The following is a 16,531-nucleotide window of genomic DNA, read 5'->3' on the forward strand; positions in this document are numbered from 1 at the left end:
TTATTAATCTATTGCCGGATTAGTATTTGCTAAAAAGTTCTTAACCCGCTCCATATCCTTGTATTTTGGTGAGTCTTCCACAAAAACAGGAAAGATCGCCCTAACCTTGTTATACAAATCTAAAGTATGTGGTGCTAATTTATCCTGGCAGGCCAAATAATCAATAGCTTGTAAGATAGTCATTAACTGGATTGACAGTACTGTAAACGCGTTATCAATAACCTTGCCCGTCATTAAAGCCGCATTACAGCCCATGCTCACAATATCCTGGTTATCATTATTGTTAGGGATGCTATGTACATACATCGGGAAGGATAATGTCTGGTTCTCTGCAACGGTTGATGTCGCGGTAAACTGTACGCCCTGCATGCCGAAGTTTAATCCTAAAACCCCCAGGTTTACAAACGGCGGGAACTTTAGGTTTAGCTTATCATTCAGCAAGTAATTTAACTGGCGTTCTGATAGCATAGACAGTTTGGTAATAGCGATCTTCAACTTATCCATCTCTAACGATACATAATCGCCATGGAAATTACCACCGTGGAAGACGTTTTGGTTAACATGGTCAATTACCGGGTTATCGTTTACCGAGTTTAGCTCGTTCACCAATACCTCTTCTGCTTGCGCGATAGTATCATATATAGGACCTAACACTTGAGTTACGCAACGTAATGAGTAGTATTCCTGTACCTTATCTTCAAATATTTCCTGGTCAATATTATCCGGGTGGTATAAATGATCTGTACGGCTGCGGATCATTTTGCTATCCTTTAGAATATCGCGCAGCATAGCGGCTATTTTATTTTGGCCTTTGTGATGCTTAACAATATTCAACTCGTGCGAATAATGATCATCATAAGCCTCAACAATCTCATTGGTCATTGCCGAAAACATAGCCGACCAACCCAACAGTTTCTGCGCCTGGATGATATTTACCATACCAATCCCTGTCATTGCTGATGTACCATTAATAGTAGCTAATCCCTCGCGTATATGAATGGTTAATGGTTTTATATGGAGTTTATTAAATACTTCTATAGTTGGTTTTGTTTCGCCTTGATATATAACCTCACCCTCACCTATCAATACCAAACCCAGGTGGGCCAGCTGCACCAGGTCACCACTTGCGCCAACGCCGCCATGCTCATAGATACATGGGGTTACATCATTGTTTATCAGATCTTTAAGCAACTCAACTATATCGGCATGTATGCCGGAGTAGGCTTGTATCAAACTGTTTAAACGGGCCACCATTAGGGCTTTTGCCAATGTAGGTGTAAGCAACGCACCACTACCAGAGCTATGGCTGCGAATCAAATTATATTGTAAAGCCAGCAGGTTCTCTTCGCTTACCTTGTATTGGGCCATGGGGCCAAAACCGGTATTTATACCATAAATTAATTTATTGGATGAGAAGTTTTGCAGGAACTTAAAGTTGGTCTCAATTTTTGTTAAAGCTGAGGGGGATAGGGAAACCGACTTCTTATTAAACACAATATCGTTAAAGTCAGCTAAAGTAAGGACGCTCTGTCCAACAGTTATCATAGGCAAATATTAATAATCAATCTTTTAAACCCAAATACAGCCTAATAGTTTGCTGTGCCGGATGACAAATATATAAAATAGTGATTAGTAATCAGAGATTGGTGATTAGTTGCCTGCAACTCTTTTATCAATAAACTTAACGGCTTTACGCACAGCTTCGGGGAACTGCATTTTTTGCAACTGTTCTACAGATATATAGTTTACATGCGGGCTTACACGTAAACGTGCCTGTAGGTAGGCCCTGATACGGTTATCACAGGCTTTGCTGTCGTCTAAAGGCAATAAATGAAGTAGTACTTCATCCATACCTATTTCGTTTGAATACACTTCTACTACATAATCCAGCACTTCTTCCATTTCATTCAGAAGGTCAAACATGGCAGGCGGATACAACGTGGTACCTTTAAACTTGATCATCTGCTTTTTACGGCCAATTATTGGCGATAAACGTAAACTGGTACGACCGCAAACGCAGGGCTTATCATCATACATACAGATATCGCCCGTTTTATAGCGCAGTAACGGCATACCTTCTACTCCCAGGGTAGTTATGGTTAGCTCGCCGGGAGTGTTTGCGGGTACGGGTTTGTTGTCTTCGTCTAATAGCTCTGCTATTACCAATTCGGGTTGCAAGTGGCCGCCACGGCCTTCACTACATTCGGTAAACGCTGTTTGCATTTCGGTTGAAGCATAGGTAGAATATAGTTGTAAATCCCAGGCTTCGGTGATTTTCTTGCCGAGTATATTAAAGGAGAAATCGGTATTGCGGATGTTCTCGCCTATACAAATGGCCTTCTTTACAGATGTTTTATTAAGGTCGATGTTGGCATCTTTTGCAAACTGTATCAGCTTTAAAATAAAAGATGGCACCGCAACTATGGCCGTTGGGTTTAAACGCTGTATGGTTTCTATCTGCAAAGAAGGCACTCCCGGACCTAAACGGATGATCCCTGCACCTAACTTGCGCAAGCCTGAGTAATAAGCTATGCCCGCCATAAACTGCCTGTCGAGCGTTAGCATAAGTTGGTAGATATCCTGATCTGTACCATCGGCACAAATAAAAGAGTTATATTCGTTAAGGGTTAAGCGGTTAAGATCATTATCGGTAAGCGCGATGGTAACCGGGCTGCCTAAAGTGCCTGATGTTGAAGCGTATTCAATAACCTTGTCCCTGCTTACGCAAAGGAAATCATCATTACGTTTTTGCAGATCTTCTTTACTGGTGGTTGGAATAGTGGCCAGATCTTCAATTGTTTTTATTGAATTGATATTGATCTGATGCTTCGCAAACAGTTCTTTATAAAACGGCGAATGGCTATTTAAATGAACTAATAACTGTCGCAGTTTTTGCTCCTGGTCTGCTTTCACTTGATCTGCTGTAACGGTTATGCTCATGTAACAAAGAAACAAAATCTACAGGTTATTTTACGCAATTACGGTACTATCTCTTTTCTTTTTATAGGTCAAAGTGATTCACAAAATAGTGAATCACTTTGAATCACCTGAATCACTTTTTGCCTATAACTATTTATAAATCAATCATTTGTTAAAATGGAGTGAATCACCGTGAATCAGTACTAAAACTTTAAGCTGATATATTTAACCATTTGTAAATAAGATAATTATGTTATTTTAGTAAAATTTTAGAAATTTGAATGAATCACTTTTGTGAATCACCAAAATTTCCTTTTTGTCATCTTGACCCGTCCTAAAGAATGTTTACACTTTTGATTGTTAATACTGGATTGAATTTACAACTTTTTATTTATCGCTCAACTTTTAAAACTCAACTTATAACCTTTAAAAAAATTCCATATCTCCTCACAAGCATTTAAATTACGTGTTGTTTTACCTATAATAAACTTTGGCAAATACTGCCAGCCACCAGGCCAGGTATGGCCGCCATTAATTATAGTATAACCAACAACCTTTATCCCGGTTTTAGGGTTGAGGTATTCTTCTTTAACTATACTGGTACCATCATTTGCCTTGTCAGGTATAGTGGTAATTAAGGCGGTTTTATTGCAATTATTTAAGGCCACCCATTTATCAATCACCTCATCCTGTGAATAAGCGCTTCTGCCGAATAATTTGCCGCCCTTGTAAGGAACTATTGGGTCTGTGGTTCCATGCATATAGAGCGCCGGCATAGGCCTGTCGAGGTCATAGCCCTCGCCTATATCTAATGTTGCTGCAACCATTGCTACTGCTGCTATACGCCGGTTTAACTGGCAGGCTAGTCTCGCCGTCATAAAACCACCGTTAGATATACCGGTGACATATACCCTTTCCGGGTCGGCATTATATATTTTTATGATATAATTTATTAGTTGGTCTATAAACTTAACATCATCAATACCATGCAAATCTGCGCCATCATGCCAAATACGTTTGGATGCCGGGCATACCACAATAAATTTCTCTCTATCGGCAACAGGCCTGAAATCAGCCAGATGGAACATTCCTTTCGGACTGGCCAAACCGCCATGAAGCGAAATAACCAATGGCATTTTATGCCCTTTTTCTGTAGCCGGTATATAAGTTAAAAAAAAACGTTTATTACCATCCACTATCATATCGCCGCTAATTAGCGGCGATTGGGCAAGGGCAGATATGGAAGCAGATAGTATCATCATTAGAGTGACGTAGCGCATATAGGTGTTTTGTTTGACTATTAACCAATTACTATTAAAAACGTTTATTTTAATAGTGCAGTTTTATTTAAAACCGTTTGTGTTAATTAGGGTTATACTTTTAGTTGATATATCGACTTAAAAATATTATAAATAAACGCATCATGAAAATTATTAAAGTATTAGTAGTAGCTGTAATTACGGCGTGTACATTTACCATAGCAGAGGCCCAGATCAGGCTTCCACCACCACCTCCCCACCCGCCATTACCACGTATTCATTTAGGGACACCGCCTCCACCGCCCGCGCCACGTGTTCATTTAGGAACACCACCTCCACCGCCGGGAGGAAGGGTTGAACTAAGAGGACCCGAAGGAAGATCAAGGGTAGTAGTTAGGCGTCATTATTATTATCGCCGCGGCATACGTCATTATCGCAGATACTAAAAATGAAAAGAGCCGCTCATCGGGAAGGATGAAGCGGCTTTCTTTTCAACTGTAAACCAAACCAATAGTATTTTTATGCAGATTTTTTGTGATTAGTGGTAAGCGCAGCGTTGTAAACTGCTGCGATTATATCATCAGCTATAAATGTGTTTGACAGATCGCGGTTAATATGATCGTAAACGATATGCCTGTCAGTATCAATTACATAAATAGCCAATAAAGGAATATTAACATCTATCCCCGAGAACCTATTCCAGGTTGGGTCATTTTCTGAATATACCCTAAATTTACTTGCTATCTCGTTATTTATGTCGTGATAAAAGTTAAGTGACAAACTATGCTCCCAGGTAAGTTTTGCCAATTGGTCATTTCCTGCCTCATTAGTAAGCACTAATAAATTACCGCCATTGGCTTTTATTTCGCTTTGTATAGTATTTAATTGTTTTAACTGTTCAACCCCGTACTCGCCCCAGTGTTTAGAATAAAAGGCAATGGTTAAAGGTTTGCCATATAAATGCTTTAATGATATAGGGCCGTGAGTTGGCGCACCGTTATAAAAGTTTTTCCAGCGTTTATAGTCGGTTACCAGGTTAATATCAGGTATTAAATTACCGGTTTTAACGGGCTTTAATGCTTTGTATGATTTGTAAGTAATATCATTATCAGGTATAATTTCTGAAAGATCAAAAAATGGGTATTTGTTTATGGTAGTTAACATGTTTTAATAAATTAAAAATTGATAATAGGTGTGGATAGATGCAGGGCGGTTGTATGCAATTAGCAACAACAATGGCACATTCGCGTACCTAAGTCAAAACGTCCTGAAAGGACCTGGATAAAGATGATGGTTTTACTGTGTAGCATGTTTGTATTTCAATTACAATTCAAATATACTACTTAATCTATATACTTTATATACTTTTATAAAATATATAGTATATTGCTGATAATCAAAGCAAAAAAAATCATAATAAATATTAATTTATTTGAGCGAGATGCTTTTTTATCTTGATAAAGACTAATTTAGAAGTTGGCGTATTGCTTTTTTTGGCGACACTATCAATGGGTACCAAAACATTAGTTTCGGGGTAATAGGTAGCTGTATTGCGTTCGGGGATATTATAAGGTACTATAACAAATAATCGGGCCACACGCTCTTTGCCACCGTGATAGTTATAAAGATCAACCAAATCCCCTTCTTTGAAGCCGCCCAGCCTGATATCTTTAAGATTCATAAATATTACCCGGCGCCCGTTATGGATACCACGGTACCTATCATCTAAACCATAAATAGTAGTATTAAACTGGTCATGACTACGTATAGTGGTCATCATATATTCATCATCAGCCAATTTATGATCAGGTAATTCATTAATCGTAAATGACACTTTATCGCCAAACTTCTCGGTTTTAAATTGCCCTATGCGGGGAGCATTTGGCAGGTAAAACCCGCCCGGCTCGCGTATACGCTTGTTATAATCATCAAAACCGGGGATCACTTTTTCTATATCATCTCTAACCGCGTCATAACTTTTCTCGTACTTATCCCAGTCAATAACAGTTCTGTGGCCAATTGTCGCTTTTGCTAACCGGCATATAATCTGGTTTTCGCTTAACAAGTTATCAGCTATCGGGCTTAATACACCTTTTGACATTTGGATAACTCCCATTGAGTTTTCGCAGCTTATAAACTGTGTTTCGCCCCTTACAACGTCTTTATCACTGCGTGAAAGTGTAGGTAATATGATAGATTCTTCGCCGTGTACCAAATGGCCGCGGTTTAACTTGGTAGATATATTAACCGTTAATTTCATTTTCCTTAAACCTTCGGCCGTATAAGTAGTATCCGGCGTAGCCGAAAGGAAATTACCACCCATAGCGAAGAACACTTTAAGTTTACCCTCATTCATAGCGGTTATGCTTTCAACCGCATCATATCCATGCGCTCGGGGTGGCTCAAAGCCAAATACAGCTTTTAATTTATCCAACTGCTCTGGTTTAGGTTTATCCCAGATCATCATAGTACGATTTCCCTGTACATTACTATGGCCGCGTACAGGGCATAAACCGGCACCGGGTTTACCTATGCTGCCTTTTAATAAGGTAAGATTTAATATCTCTTTTATAGTAGCTACTCCATTTTCATGCTGTGTTATGCCCATAGCCCAGCAAATAATTATTCGCTTTTTATGTTTAAGCATATCAGCAGCCTCTTGCAATTGTTTTAAAGGCACACCTGCGGCATTGGCAAGGTCTTCGACATTAAATTCTTTTAGCCGATGTAAAAACTCGGTATATCCAACCGTATTATACTTAATAAACTCATGGTCGAAAACTTTTCCGGGATCGGCAACTTCTGCTTCATAAAGTAGTTTCTCAATACCTTGCAACACAGCCATGTCGCCATTTATTTTAACCTGCAGATACAGGTCGGCCAATTGTGTTGTGATACCTAATATACCTTTAACCGTTTGCGGATTTTTAAAACCCATTAGCCCGGCTTCCATTAACGGATTTATAGCAATGATCTTTGAGCCTTTCTCTTTGGCCTTCTGCAACGCGGTAAGCATCCGTGGGTGATTAGTACCCGGGTTTTGCCCCATGATGATAATTACATCCGTCTCGTAAAAATCATTAAGCGTTACTGTGCCCTTGCCTATACCGATTGCTTCGGCTAACGCGACACTGGTAGACTCGTGACACATATTGGAGCAATCGGGCATGTTGTTAGTGCCGAACTCGCGCACAAATAGCTGGTAGGTAAATGATGCTTCATTACTGGTACGCCCTGATGTATAAAATGCGGCTTCATTAGGTGAGGTCAAACCATTTAAATGCCAGGCTATCTTTTTAAAAGCATTATCCCAACTTATAGGCTGATAATGCGTGCCACCTTTTGGCAGATAAACAGGCTCGGCTATCCTACCCTTTTTGCCAATTTCAAAATCGTTTAGTTTAGCCAGATCAGCCACTGAATTTTGTGCAAAGAACTCGCCGGTCAGTTTTTTTGTGGTTGCTTCCTCTGCCAATGCCTTAGCGCCATTCTCGCAATACTCGGCAATGGGCGACCGATCATCATCAGGATCGGGCCAGGCACAGCCTGAACAATCAAAACCGCCCTTTTTGTTCATGTGGAACAAAGCTTCCATGCCCCGTACGGGGCCAGCTTCATGTAAAACATCATCCATCGCGGCAACTACAGCAGGTATGCCTGCAGCCCAGGTCTTTGGGTCGGTTACCTTCAGATCCAGTAGTTCTTCCGGGTTTTCTGCCGATGAATAATCCTTTATTTTACTCATGCATTATTTTTCGGCTAATGGATTTGGGTAGTTATCACTTTGATCTTCGGCTACGTTATCCAGGCAAGTAAAATCTTTTTCAATCAGCAACTGTACTTCGCCGTTGTTATTTTCAAAGCCAACTTTATCTGTATTTGCTAATTTGCCAATCATTATTTTGGGTATATACATGGTCATAATATTATTTTTAAAGTCTACAGAAATCTTATCGTCATCCGTATCCTGCAAAACATATACCAGTTCGGTATCGCCAAAGTTTACTTTTTCTTTAACAAAACCGTATTGAGCCAGATTGGCTACATCTGTTTTAGTTAATCTATATCGTATTCCGTTATTTTTAATACGTAGTTTCATGTACAGGTAGTGCTATGCGATGCGCCGCAGTATAAATATTAAAGCGCTGATTGCGTAAAAAACCAACCAGGGTAATGTTAAACTCTTCGGCTAACTGAACCGCCAGGCTTGACGGCGCGCCAACCGCGGCAATAATTGTTATGCCGGCCATAGCTGCTTTTTGCACCAACTCAAAGCTTGCCCTGCCGCTTAATAATAAAACGGACTGATTTAAGGGCAACCATCCGTTATTAAGGGCGGCGCCTATTAATTTATCTAAAGCATTATGGCGACCCACATCTTCGCGCACTAACATCAGTTCGCCCTCTAAATTAAATAGCGCGCAAGCGTGTAAACCGCCCGTAGTGATAAATACTTCCTGATGATTTGAGAGTATTTGTGGCAATTGGTGTAATAATTCAGAACTGATTATATTATCATCAGTTTGCTGCGAAAATGAACTTACCGTACGTATAGCATCTATTGAGCCTTTACCGCAAACACCACAACTTGAGGTGGTATAAAAATTACGCTCCGTGTTTTTCAGTTCGGGGATAATATTTTCATTTAGGCTTACCTGTATTACGTTCTCTTTATTTTCGGCACAGGCTATAAAGCAATGATCGGTATTGATAACGTTATCTGCTTGCTTAATAATTCCCTCGGTAAACAAAAAACCTACGGCTAATTCGGCATCGTTGCCCGGCGTACGCATGGTAACAGAAACGTTTTGTACCTGGCGTTGACCCATAGCGCCATATTCCAGCCTGATCTCCAATGGCTCTTCAATAGCTACCGAATCATCCATCTCCGAAATGGTATCAGCGTAAACCTTAGTGACCGGTAATTTCAATATTGATTTTGCAGGCATTTTTATTTAACAATTGCTATAAATGATTGTTTACTTTTTAATGGATCTTTCTTGCATATTTGCATTAGGATAATCTTATGAAAGTTAACATTTTAGCATTCGGTATTGCAAAAGATATTTTTGGCGGCTCATTGGTTACTGCCGAATTAACTAATGACGCAACCATATCTAATTTAAAATACCTGTTAGAAAAAGAATACCCACAGTTGAAAAAACTGGCTACTTATATGGTAGCCGTAAATAATGAATATGCTTTAGATGGTGACACCATACATGAGCGTGATGAAATTGCCATAATACCGCCGGTGAGCGGGGGGTAACAACATAACTGTCATTGAACACACAAATAAAACTATCCGTATCCACCTTAAACGTACAAGAATGCGTTGATTGGGTTATGTCGCCGGAAACCGGGGGTATTGATGTTTTTATTGGCACTGTACGCAATGCCACCAAAGGCAAAGCCGTAGTTAGATTAGAGTTTGAGGCTTACGATAAGATGGCTATTGCCGAAATGGAGAAAATTACCCAACAGGCTTTAACCAACTGGCCTATACAAAGAATATTGATCCATCATCGTACAGGCGTATTACAAATTGGAGAGGTACCCGTAGTTATAGCCGTTGCAGCCGCGCACCGCGATGCCGCTTTTGAAGCTTGTCGTTATATAATAGACACCCTAAAACAAACCGTACCTATCTGGAAAAAAGAGATTTTTGAAGATGGGGAAGTCTGGGTAGCCGCACACCCGTGATCTTTAATGAGTGAATTATTGAATGAGTGATTGAGTGAATGGATAATGATAGATTGAGTGAATAGTCTAATCCTGCTAATCAAAAAAATCTTACAAATCGTGTTCGAACCAGGCTTGCAATCCACCTTCCAAAGAAAACACTTTAGCCTGCGGCGATCTTTTTTTGATGACTTTCACAGCCTCTCCGCTCCTCTTCCCTGTTGAACAGTATAGCACCTTTACTTTACCATTAAGCAAGTAATCCATGTTATCATCTATCTCATCAACTTCAAAATGGATGCCGCCTATGTTAATTTCGTCACGCTCCTGGTCGGTGCGGATGTCTACTAATTCCAGTGTGTTATCAGCTAGTCCTTGTTTTACTTCTTTAACTGATAAAGTTGGTGTATCAACTGTACTTGCAAATCCGGTTATATTAGTCTTAGTTGTTTTACCAATTTTAATGATGCGGCTTTGTAGGGTCAGCGCATCAAACACCATTACTTTACCTGCCAATAACTCGCCTGTTTTAGTGATGTATTTAATTACCTCGTTAGCTTGTATGCAGCCAATAATACCGGCCAGGGTTGGTATTACGCCACCATCGGCACAATTTGGGATTTGAGTGGCATCAACTTGAGAGAAAAGATCACGGTAATTAGGAGATTTGCTGCCATCGGCGTTAGTTATATTCCAAACGGCAGCCTGTCCTTCAAATTGATAGATAGCACCGTAAACAATGGGTTTATTGGTAATTACACAGGCATCATTTAGCAAGTAGCGTGTCTCGAAATTATCTGTACCGTCAACCACTATATCATATTGATTGATAATATCCAGCACATTGTCAGATGTTATCCTGAGATCATGTGGTACCAGTTTAATTCCGGGGTTTTGTTGCTGTAGTTTTTTGCAGGCGATGGCAACCTTTTTTTGCCCGACATCATCAGGCGTGTACAATATTTGACGGTGCAGATTGCTAATAGATACTATGTCAAAGTCGGCTATGCCTATTGTCCCTACTCCACTGGCGGTTAAATATTGCGCAATAGGGCACCCTAATCCGCCTGCGCCAACTATCAAAACTTTTGCCTGTTGCAGCAATTGTTGCGATGCTTTGCTAAAACCGGGTAAGGCAATCTGGCAGCTATATCTTAAAAAATCGGGTTCCATATTAAGCAGAAGCTATTTTTTGATGGATCTGGCGTTTTATCATTTCAAAATCTTCGGGCGTATTAACATTAGTAAGTGTATCTGCATCCAACGGTTTCAACAAAGTAGTATCACTATTTATTAAAACTTTACGCGGGCACGAGTAACCTTGCGCTAAAAACGCCAGCATTACCGGGTAACTTTTAGGTTCCCAAATAGTTATTAAAGGTTCGGGGAAGCCATCGAAAGCATTTTGGTATGCGGTAGCGATAGATGAAGTGTTACGATTTTTCAATAAGTGATCAAACGTAGCAGCATCCAGCAAAGGCATATCACAAGCAACAACCAGCCAGGCGCTATCCGGTTTTTCGCGGAACGCGGATAGTATAGCACCATAAGGCCCTAGTCCGGTAAAAGTATCCGGCAAGGTATTATAACCTGCATCAACATCTTGTTTTTGCTCGACACGGCATGATATAAATACATCATCACAATAATCCTGTAGCATATCGGCCATATAATAGCGTTGCTCTTTGCCGTACCAATTAATCGCGCCTTTATCTACGCCCATCCGCAGGCTTTGCCCGCCTGCCAAAACCAATCCGTTTAATATAGGTTTTGCCGCCTGTAGTTTTTCTTCAAAAAAGGCAATTATTTTGTCTGTTTCATCCAGTCGATATGTGGGTAGTTGCTGCCAGTTAGGTATAGCTTCTTTTATAAAGTCAAAAACATCATCTACATTATCAGCCAATAAAATCAACTCTACATTAGTTAACTCATCTATTCGTTTTTGCAGAGATGCCATTTTATTATTGTAGATAATAACTACCTGGTTTTTAGCTGGCTGATGATTACCATTTACCAATACCAAATCAGCATGGGCAAACTGTTGTTTAAAATGAATGGAGGTTAAACCTGTATTATAATTGAATTGATGATTATTCAACTGATCTGTATATTCTAAAATTGCGCCACTTGCCAGGCGGCCTGGTGGTAAGGTTACTTCATCATTATGCGAGGTATCTGCGTATGCGCATTTGTATTTTGGCGATAGGGCAGCTATAATATCGCTTGCCAAAAGTTTGATATTGATACAGGGCGCACCTAATATGGCCCACTCATTGCGCCCGAAGTTGCCTGTAATAGGCCGAGTCAGCGAGGAATGTTTTCTGTGCCCGCCAACAGGCTGGTTATGTTCTTTTGAAGTCACGTTTACCTCCTGTTTTTTCTATCAGCTTAGTATCTTTTATAACAATATCATGGCTCAGTGCCTTGCACATATCATAAATAGTTAATGCCGCTATACTTGCCCCTACTAAGGCTTCCATTTCGATACCCGTTTTAGCGGTAATACTTGCGGTGCAATCTATTATAACTTCCTGCTCATCATTTAACTGAATGTTTATCTTACAATTATCCAAACCAAGGGGATGGCAAAGTGGTATCAAATCACCGGTTTTTTTGGCAGCCATGATACCGGCAATTATAGCGGTTTGAAATACCGAACCTTTTTTAGTTTGCAAATCACCATTGGTTAATTGCGCTAACACCTCGGCAGGCAGGTAAACTATACTACGCGCGGTAGCAGTACGGTGTGTAACCTGCTTTGCAGATACATCAACCATAGTAGCATTACCAGCTTTGTTTAAATGAGTAAACTCAATCACAGATTTTTTTGATTAATTTGATTTCACAGATCTAATTTTTTCTTTCTGACAAGATAAGTCTCTTGAAATTAAGACTTTTTTCACCAAAATTAATTAACAAGCCAATTTCTATTTTGTAAGCTCTTAAATAATTCAATATTTGCGCAAGATGATATCTTCAATTAAAACTCGAGCCTTCAATTCTACTACCACTATCCCTTCAACTAAAAAATCCACCCGTCTTGTACCGATAGGTTCCAGATGGTCTTTATAATATATAGGCACTTCTAATTCTCGCTGAAAGTTTAGTCCGGCCTTGACAAATTCAAGAGACAAGGCTCTTTGATAAATAAACTCCTGAAAATCCATTACCTAAAAAAGAATGAACCTGCATAGCACAACCAATTATTTTATGAGTAAGATCACTATGCTTATATTCTTCCATTTAATTAAATATATAAAATCAAAATAATCCAATACATCAGCTTAATCTGTGATGCCAGACTTGATAAGCCTCGCCTTTTTTAAACTCGTTTTTTTCTAAAGGAAGTTCCATAAAAGCGTCTGTATCTGCTAAGTTAGCAAAATCGCCCGAACCATTTCCCTCTATCGGGGTAGCTAATAGCTGGCCTTGTTCACTATAACTTAATTTTACCTGCAAAAAGTATTGTAACTGTGGCAGAAATGCAAAGTCCTGATCTAAAACTGCATAAACAATTTGTTTAACTGATAAACCCATTGAAACATGTAACCACGGAATAAAATACCGCTGCATACACATAAAAGTAGCCACCGGATTACCAGGGAAAGCAAATATCATTACCCCATTACTATGCTTACCAAACCAAAACGGCTTGCCGGGACGCTGCTGTACCTTATGGAAGATTTGTTCAACCTCTAATTCTTTTAATGCCTGCGGGATATAGTCAAACTTACCCATAGATATGCCACCGCTTAGCAGTATAACATCATAGTTTTTAAGGCAAATTTGTATTTGCTGTTTAATAACTTCAGGATTATCCGGAATATGCAGCATGGCCGCTTCCAATCCCTGTTGGGCTAAAATGGCTTTTACCATATAGTTGTTCGACCACCTGATCTGGTATGGCGATGGTGTGGCCGAAACTTCAACCAACTCATCGCCTGATGATAGTATGACAATTTTCGGTTTACGTTTAACCCGCAGTTCAGTCTCACCAACGGATGCAACCAAACTAATAACTGCCGGGGTTATTAACTGACCGGGAGTTAATATGATCTCCCCTTGTTTTTTATCAGCGCCTTGTTTGTGGATATTCTGATCTTTCTTAACATTGCTAATTAGCAATGTTGCCTTGTCGTCATTTATCTCAATATCTTCATAACGAATCACAGTATCAATAGATGCGGCTAATGCCGCGCCTGTCATAATCTCAATGCACTCGTCATCTGCGCTAATATCTATTGGATTATCCCCAGCGGCCTGGGTCGCTTTTATTTTAAATTGGATAGTACCTTTTTCAATTGCCGAGTAATTTATCCCAACTCCATCCATAGTCACCCTGTTAAATGGCGGCAAATCGCGGTCGGTTTTAATATTTTCGGCCAATACCCTATCTAACGATTGGTCGAACAGAACAATCTCTGCACCAAAATCGCACGCGTTTTCCAGTATTAATTTTTCGGCTTGTTGGACCGTTATCATAGATTGTTTGTTATGTCATGTAGAGACGCAATGCATTACGTCTCTACGGTTTGTATTATCCGCCAATTGTAGCCATAGATTCATGTACACCTGTTTTTTCAACACGCAGACGCTCGGCTTCCCAGCCATCTGCTGCTCTATGGCTAAAGGCTTTTAATAAGTATTGCTCTAATTCGGTATCGTTAATGCCGGATCGCATCAGGTCCTTAATATTTAACACGCCGTCATCATATAAACAATTCTTTAACGTTCCCTGCGGTGTTATGCGTATGCGGTTGCATGTGCCACAAAACGTACGCGAGTAAGCGGCGATAATGCCTACCGTCCCCTTGTGCCCCGGTATTTGGTAATTGTAAGCAGTAGAATAAGCGGGGTCAACCAGTTTTTTTATTTTGGGATAGTAGCCTTCTATCTCATTCAAAATCCGCACATAATCCCATTTTACACCCTGGCAAGAATGTTCATCGCCATTAAAAGGCATTTCCTCTATAAAACGTACGCTAACGCGCAGGTTTTTGGTGAGCTCAACCAGGGGTAATATATCCTGGATGTTTTTGCCATCCATTACTACCGCGTTTATTTTTACTTCGATATCATGTTTTAACAATTCATCCAACGTATGCATTACGTTTGTAAATTCATCACGGCGGGTGATTGTAAAAAAGCGATTAGCATCTAAAGTATCTAAACTGAGGTTTACAGACCTAATACCCAGCGCTTTCATTTCAGCAACATAAGGCGCTGTTAAAACCCCATTGGTGGTCATGCTTAACTCTTTTAATCCATCCAGTTTTGACAGATTGGTTAGCAGTTTCATAATATCCTTTCGCACAAAAGGTTCACCGCCGGTGATGCGTATTTTTTCGATACCCATTTTTACCAGCAAGGTGCTGGCGCGCAGCATTTCCTCATAGCTCATTAGTTCTGTGCGCGATAGCCAGTTCAGGCCATCCTCGGGCATACAATAAAAGCAACGCAGGTTGCACCTGTCAGTCACTGCCAGGCGCATATAATTAATTTCTCTACCGTGATTATCTATCAGCAATTATCCCCCTCTATTAAACGATATAAAGTTAACACATCAATAGGACAATTGATTGCAATAAGATGAAACCTATACAGAAAATTTATAGATAGTTTGTGTTTTATAAATTTCGCCGGCTTTAAGCACGGTGGATGGGAAATTAGGGTTATTGGGCGAGTCTGGAAAATGTTGGGTTTCCAACGCGAAAGAGGTACGCATAGTATCAGGCACATTGCCCCTTGTTAAATTAGTACCCGGCGTAAAATTACCTGTATAAAACTGTATCCCCGGCTGATCTGTATAAACCTCCATCTTAATGCCGGTTTTATCGCCGGTTACTACTGCCACAGGGAAATGGGCACCACGCCTATTTAAAACAAAATTATGATCATACCCATTACCAAACTTTAGCTGGGTATTATTGATATTAATTCTTTTACCTATTCTTTCGGGATTTATAAAATCAAATGGAGTGCCCTTAACCGGTGCTATCTCCCCTGTTGGTATCATGGTTTTATCAATCGGCGTGTACTTATCAGCAGCTATTTGCACTACGTGATATAATATATCACCGTTGCCCTCGCCATTTAAATTAAAATAGGCGTGGTTGGTTAAATTAACTACGGTGGTTCTGTCTGTTGTGGCTTCGTAGGTTATAACTATCTCATTGTTATCAGTAAGTGCATAGGTTACCTTTACCTTTAAATTACCCGGATAACCTTCATCCAAATGTTCCGAAAGCAGCTCAAGTACCAATGTCCTGTCGTCAATTTTATTAGCATCCCAAATCCTATAGCTAAAATTATCCTTGCCGCCGTGCAGGCTATTAGGTCCGTTGTTTATAAACAGATTATATTTTTTTCCGTCTAAAGTAAATTTACCCTTCGCTATGCGATTTGCATATCGGCCAACAATAGCACCATAATAACTTTTTTGCTTGCCTAATGCTTCAATATTATCAAACCCTACTATCACGCTGGTTTGGTGTCCTTTTCTATCGGGCAGCCATGCCCCTACTAAGTGCGCGCCAAAATCGGTGATAGCTATTTGCATACCCGTATTATTTTTAAGCACATATAAATGCGTTTGCCTTCCGGCAACTTTTCTTTCGTATGCCGAAGCATCGGGTACTTTTATAGCGGTTGGGTTATAAACCATGGCTGTA

At 40.0% G+C, this 16,531-nt stretch carries 18 protein-coding genes; 3 read left to right on the top strand and 15 right to left on the bottom strand.

All coding sequences use genetic code 11. The annotated features are described in order from the left end of the window. Positions 1-3: 3 nt before the first annotated feature. From JWQ34_RS12535 to JWQ34_RS12545, 3 genes are all read right to left on the bottom strand, one after another. Positions 4-1,545, bottom strand: a complete 1,542-nt coding sequence (locus tag JWQ34_RS12535; protein WP_299357627.1) for an aromatic amino acid ammonia-lyase — start codon at positions 1,543-1,545, stop codon at positions 4-6. 105 nt (positions 1,546-1,650) lie between these two features. After that, positions 1,651-2,940 (bottom strand): phenylacetate--CoA ligase family protein, encoded by a 1,290-nt coding sequence (locus JWQ34_RS12540; RefSeq protein WP_299357628.1) that lies wholly within the window; start codon positions 2,938-2,940, stop codon positions 1,651-1,653. Positions 2,941-3,317: 377 nt separating this feature from the next. Continuing rightward, positions 3,318-4,181: a PHB depolymerase family esterase gene (locus JWQ34_RS12545; protein ID WP_299357629.1), complete on the bottom strand. Its 864-nt coding sequence runs from the start codon at positions 4,179-4,181 to the stop codon at positions 3,318-3,320. A 161-nt stretch (positions 4,182-4,342) separates the two neighbouring features. Between JWQ34_RS12545 and JWQ34_RS12550 the strand changes: the two genes are divergently transcribed. Then, positions 4,343-4,624 carry a hypothetical protein gene (locus JWQ34_RS12550; protein WP_299357630.1) on the top strand — a complete coding sequence of 94 codons (282 nt, stop codon included), beginning with the start codon at positions 4,343-4,345 and terminating at the stop codon, positions 4,622-4,624. 73 nt (positions 4,625-4,697) lie between these two features. On the opposite strand, the gene JWQ34_RS12555 is transcribed toward JWQ34_RS12550, so the two are convergent. The 4 genes from JWQ34_RS12555 to fdhD all read right to left on the bottom strand — a co-directional run bounded on the left by JWQ34_RS12555 (position 4,698) and on the right by fdhD (position 9,127). Then, a complete protein-coding gene (locus tag JWQ34_RS12555) occupies positions 4,698-5,342 on the bottom strand; it encodes a peroxiredoxin (RefSeq protein ID WP_299357631.1) in 645 nt (214 codons plus the stop codon). A gap of 259 nt (positions 5,343-5,601) precedes the next feature. Continuing rightward, positions 5,602-7,923: an FdhF/YdeP family oxidoreductase gene (locus tag JWQ34_RS12560; protein WP_299357632.1), complete on the bottom strand. Its 2,322-nt coding sequence runs from the start codon at positions 7,921-7,923 to the stop codon at positions 5,602-5,604. A 3-nt stretch (positions 7,924-7,926) separates the two neighbouring features. Further along, entirely contained in the window at positions 7,927-8,277 is a 351-nt protein-coding gene (locus JWQ34_RS12565; protein WP_299357633.1) for a hypothetical protein, read from the bottom strand. Further along, the gene (gene fdhD / locus JWQ34_RS12570; protein WP_299357634.1) at positions 8,261-9,127 is read right to left on the bottom strand and encodes a formate dehydrogenase accessory sulfurtransferase FdhD; all 867 of its coding nucleotides are present in this window, start codon (positions 9,125-9,127) and stop codon (positions 8,261-8,263) included. Before fdhD ends, JWQ34_RS12565 begins: the two co-directional genes overlap by 17 nt. 77 nt (positions 9,128-9,204) lie before the next feature. Here fdhD and JWQ34_RS12575 point away from each other — a divergent pair, with 77 nt between their 5' ends. Together JWQ34_RS12575 and JWQ34_RS12580 are read left to right on the top strand one after the other, a co-directional pair. Further along, entirely contained in the window at positions 9,205-9,447 is a 243-nt protein-coding gene (locus JWQ34_RS12575; protein ID WP_299357635.1) for a MoaD/ThiS family protein, read from the top strand. A 14-nt stretch (positions 9,448-9,461) separates the two neighbouring features. After that, positions 9,462-9,881, top strand: coding sequence for a molybdenum cofactor biosynthesis protein MoaE (locus JWQ34_RS12580; RefSeq protein ID WP_299357636.1), 420 nt, complete (start codon positions 9,462-9,464; stop codon positions 9,879-9,881). 90 nt (positions 9,882-9,971) lie between these two features. Here the strand turns inward: JWQ34_RS12580 and JWQ34_RS12585 are convergent, their stop codons facing one another. The 8 genes from JWQ34_RS12585 to JWQ34_RS12620 all read right to left on the bottom strand — a co-directional run bounded on the left by JWQ34_RS12585 (position 9,972) and on the right by JWQ34_RS12620 (position 16,524). Then, complete coding sequence (locus JWQ34_RS12585; protein ID WP_299357638.1) at positions 9,972-11,033, bottom strand: HesA/MoeB/ThiF family protein; 1,062 nt, start codon at positions 11,031-11,033, stop codon at positions 9,972-9,974. Position 11,034: 1 nt separating this feature from the next. Further along, positions 11,035-12,222, bottom strand: a complete 1,188-nt coding sequence (locus tag JWQ34_RS12590; protein WP_299357640.1) for an NTP transferase domain-containing protein — start codon at positions 12,220-12,222, stop codon at positions 11,035-11,037. Beyond that, positions 12,203-12,679, bottom strand: coding sequence for a cyclic pyranopterin monophosphate synthase MoaC (gene moaC / locus JWQ34_RS12595; RefSeq protein WP_299357642.1), 477 nt, complete (start codon positions 12,677-12,679; stop codon positions 12,203-12,205). The genes JWQ34_RS12590 and moaC overlap by 20 nt, the downstream gene beginning before the upstream one ends. Before the next feature lie 31 nt (positions 12,680-12,710). Further along, positions 12,711-12,815, bottom strand: coding sequence for a GxxExxY protein (locus JWQ34_RS12600; RefSeq protein ID WP_299357643.1), 105 nt, complete (start codon positions 12,813-12,815; stop codon positions 12,711-12,713). Further along, the gene (locus JWQ34_RS12605) at positions 12,812-13,027 is read right to left on the bottom strand and encodes a GxxExxY protein (protein ID WP_299357644.1); all 216 of its coding nucleotides are present in this window, start codon (positions 13,025-13,027) and stop codon (positions 12,812-12,814) included. The genes JWQ34_RS12600 and JWQ34_RS12605 overlap by 4 nt, the downstream gene beginning before the upstream one ends. Before the next feature lie 112 nt (positions 13,028-13,139). Further along, positions 13,140-14,342 carry a molybdopterin molybdotransferase MoeA gene (locus tag JWQ34_RS12610; protein ID WP_299357645.1) on the bottom strand — a complete coding sequence of 401 codons (1,203 nt, stop codon included), beginning with the start codon at positions 14,340-14,342 and terminating at the stop codon, positions 13,140-13,142. Positions 14,343-14,397: 55 nt separating this feature from the next. Beyond that, positions 14,398-15,387, bottom strand: a complete 990-nt coding sequence (gene moaA / locus JWQ34_RS12615; protein WP_299357646.1) for a GTP 3',8-cyclase MoaA — start codon at positions 15,385-15,387, stop codon at positions 14,398-14,400. A 69-nt stretch (positions 15,388-15,456) separates the two neighbouring features. Then, positions 15,457-16,524, bottom strand: coding sequence for an aldose epimerase family protein (locus JWQ34_RS12620; protein ID WP_299357647.1), 1,068 nt, complete (start codon positions 16,522-16,524; stop codon positions 15,457-15,459). Positions 16,525-16,531: the final 7 nt, after the last annotated feature.

The organism is Mucilaginibacter sp. (assembly GCF_028288185.1).
Lineage (GTDB): Bacteria > Bacteroidota > Bacteroidia > Sphingobacteriales > Sphingobacteriaceae > Mucilaginibacter.

Coding starts and splice junctions, on each gene's coding strand:
- JWQ34_RS12560 (WP_299357632.1), bottom strand. CDS start 7,923: ATGAGTAAAATAAAGGATTATTCATCGGCAGAAAACCCGGAAGAACTA.
- JWQ34_RS12610 (WP_299357645.1), bottom strand. CDS start 14,342: ATGATAACGGTCCAACAAGCCGAAAAATTAATACTGGAAAACGCGTGC.
- JWQ34_RS12585 (WP_299357638.1), bottom strand. CDS start 11,033: ATGGAACCCGATTTTTTAAGATATAGCTGCCAGATTGCCTTACCCGGT.
- JWQ34_RS12565 (WP_299357633.1), bottom strand. CDS start 8,277: ATGAAACTACGTATTAAAAATAACGGAATACGATATAGATTAACTAAA.
- fdhD (WP_299357634.1), bottom strand. CDS start 9,127: ATGCCTGCAAAATCAATATTGAAATTACCGGTCACTAAGGTTTACGCT.
- JWQ34_RS12545 (WP_299357629.1), bottom strand. CDS start 4,181: ATGATGATACTATCTGCTTCCATATCTGCCCTTGCCCAATCGCCGCTA.
- JWQ34_RS12605 (WP_299357644.1), bottom strand. CDS start 13,027: ATGGATTTTCAGGAGTTTATTTATCAAAGAGCCTTGTCTCTTGAATTT.
- JWQ34_RS12555 (WP_299357631.1), bottom strand. CDS start 5,342: ATGTTAACTACCATAAACAAATACCCATTTTTTGATCTTTCAGAAATT.
- JWQ34_RS12540 (WP_299357628.1), bottom strand. CDS start 2,940: ATGAGCATAACCGTTACAGCAGATCAAGTGAAAGCAGACCAGGAGCAA.
- JWQ34_RS12620 (WP_299357647.1), bottom strand. CDS start 16,524: ATGGTTTATAACCCAACCGCTATAAAAGTACCCGATGCTTCGGCATAC.
- JWQ34_RS12575 (WP_299357635.1), top strand. CDS start 9,205: ATGAAAGTTAACATTTTAGCATTCGGTATTGCAAAAGATATTTTTGGC.
- JWQ34_RS12550 (WP_299357630.1), top strand. CDS start 4,343: ATGAAAATTATTAAAGTATTAGTAGTAGCTGTAATTACGGCGTGTACA.
- JWQ34_RS12535 (WP_299357627.1), bottom strand. CDS start 1,545: ATGATAACTGTTGGACAGAGCGTCCTTACTTTAGCTGACTTTAACGAT.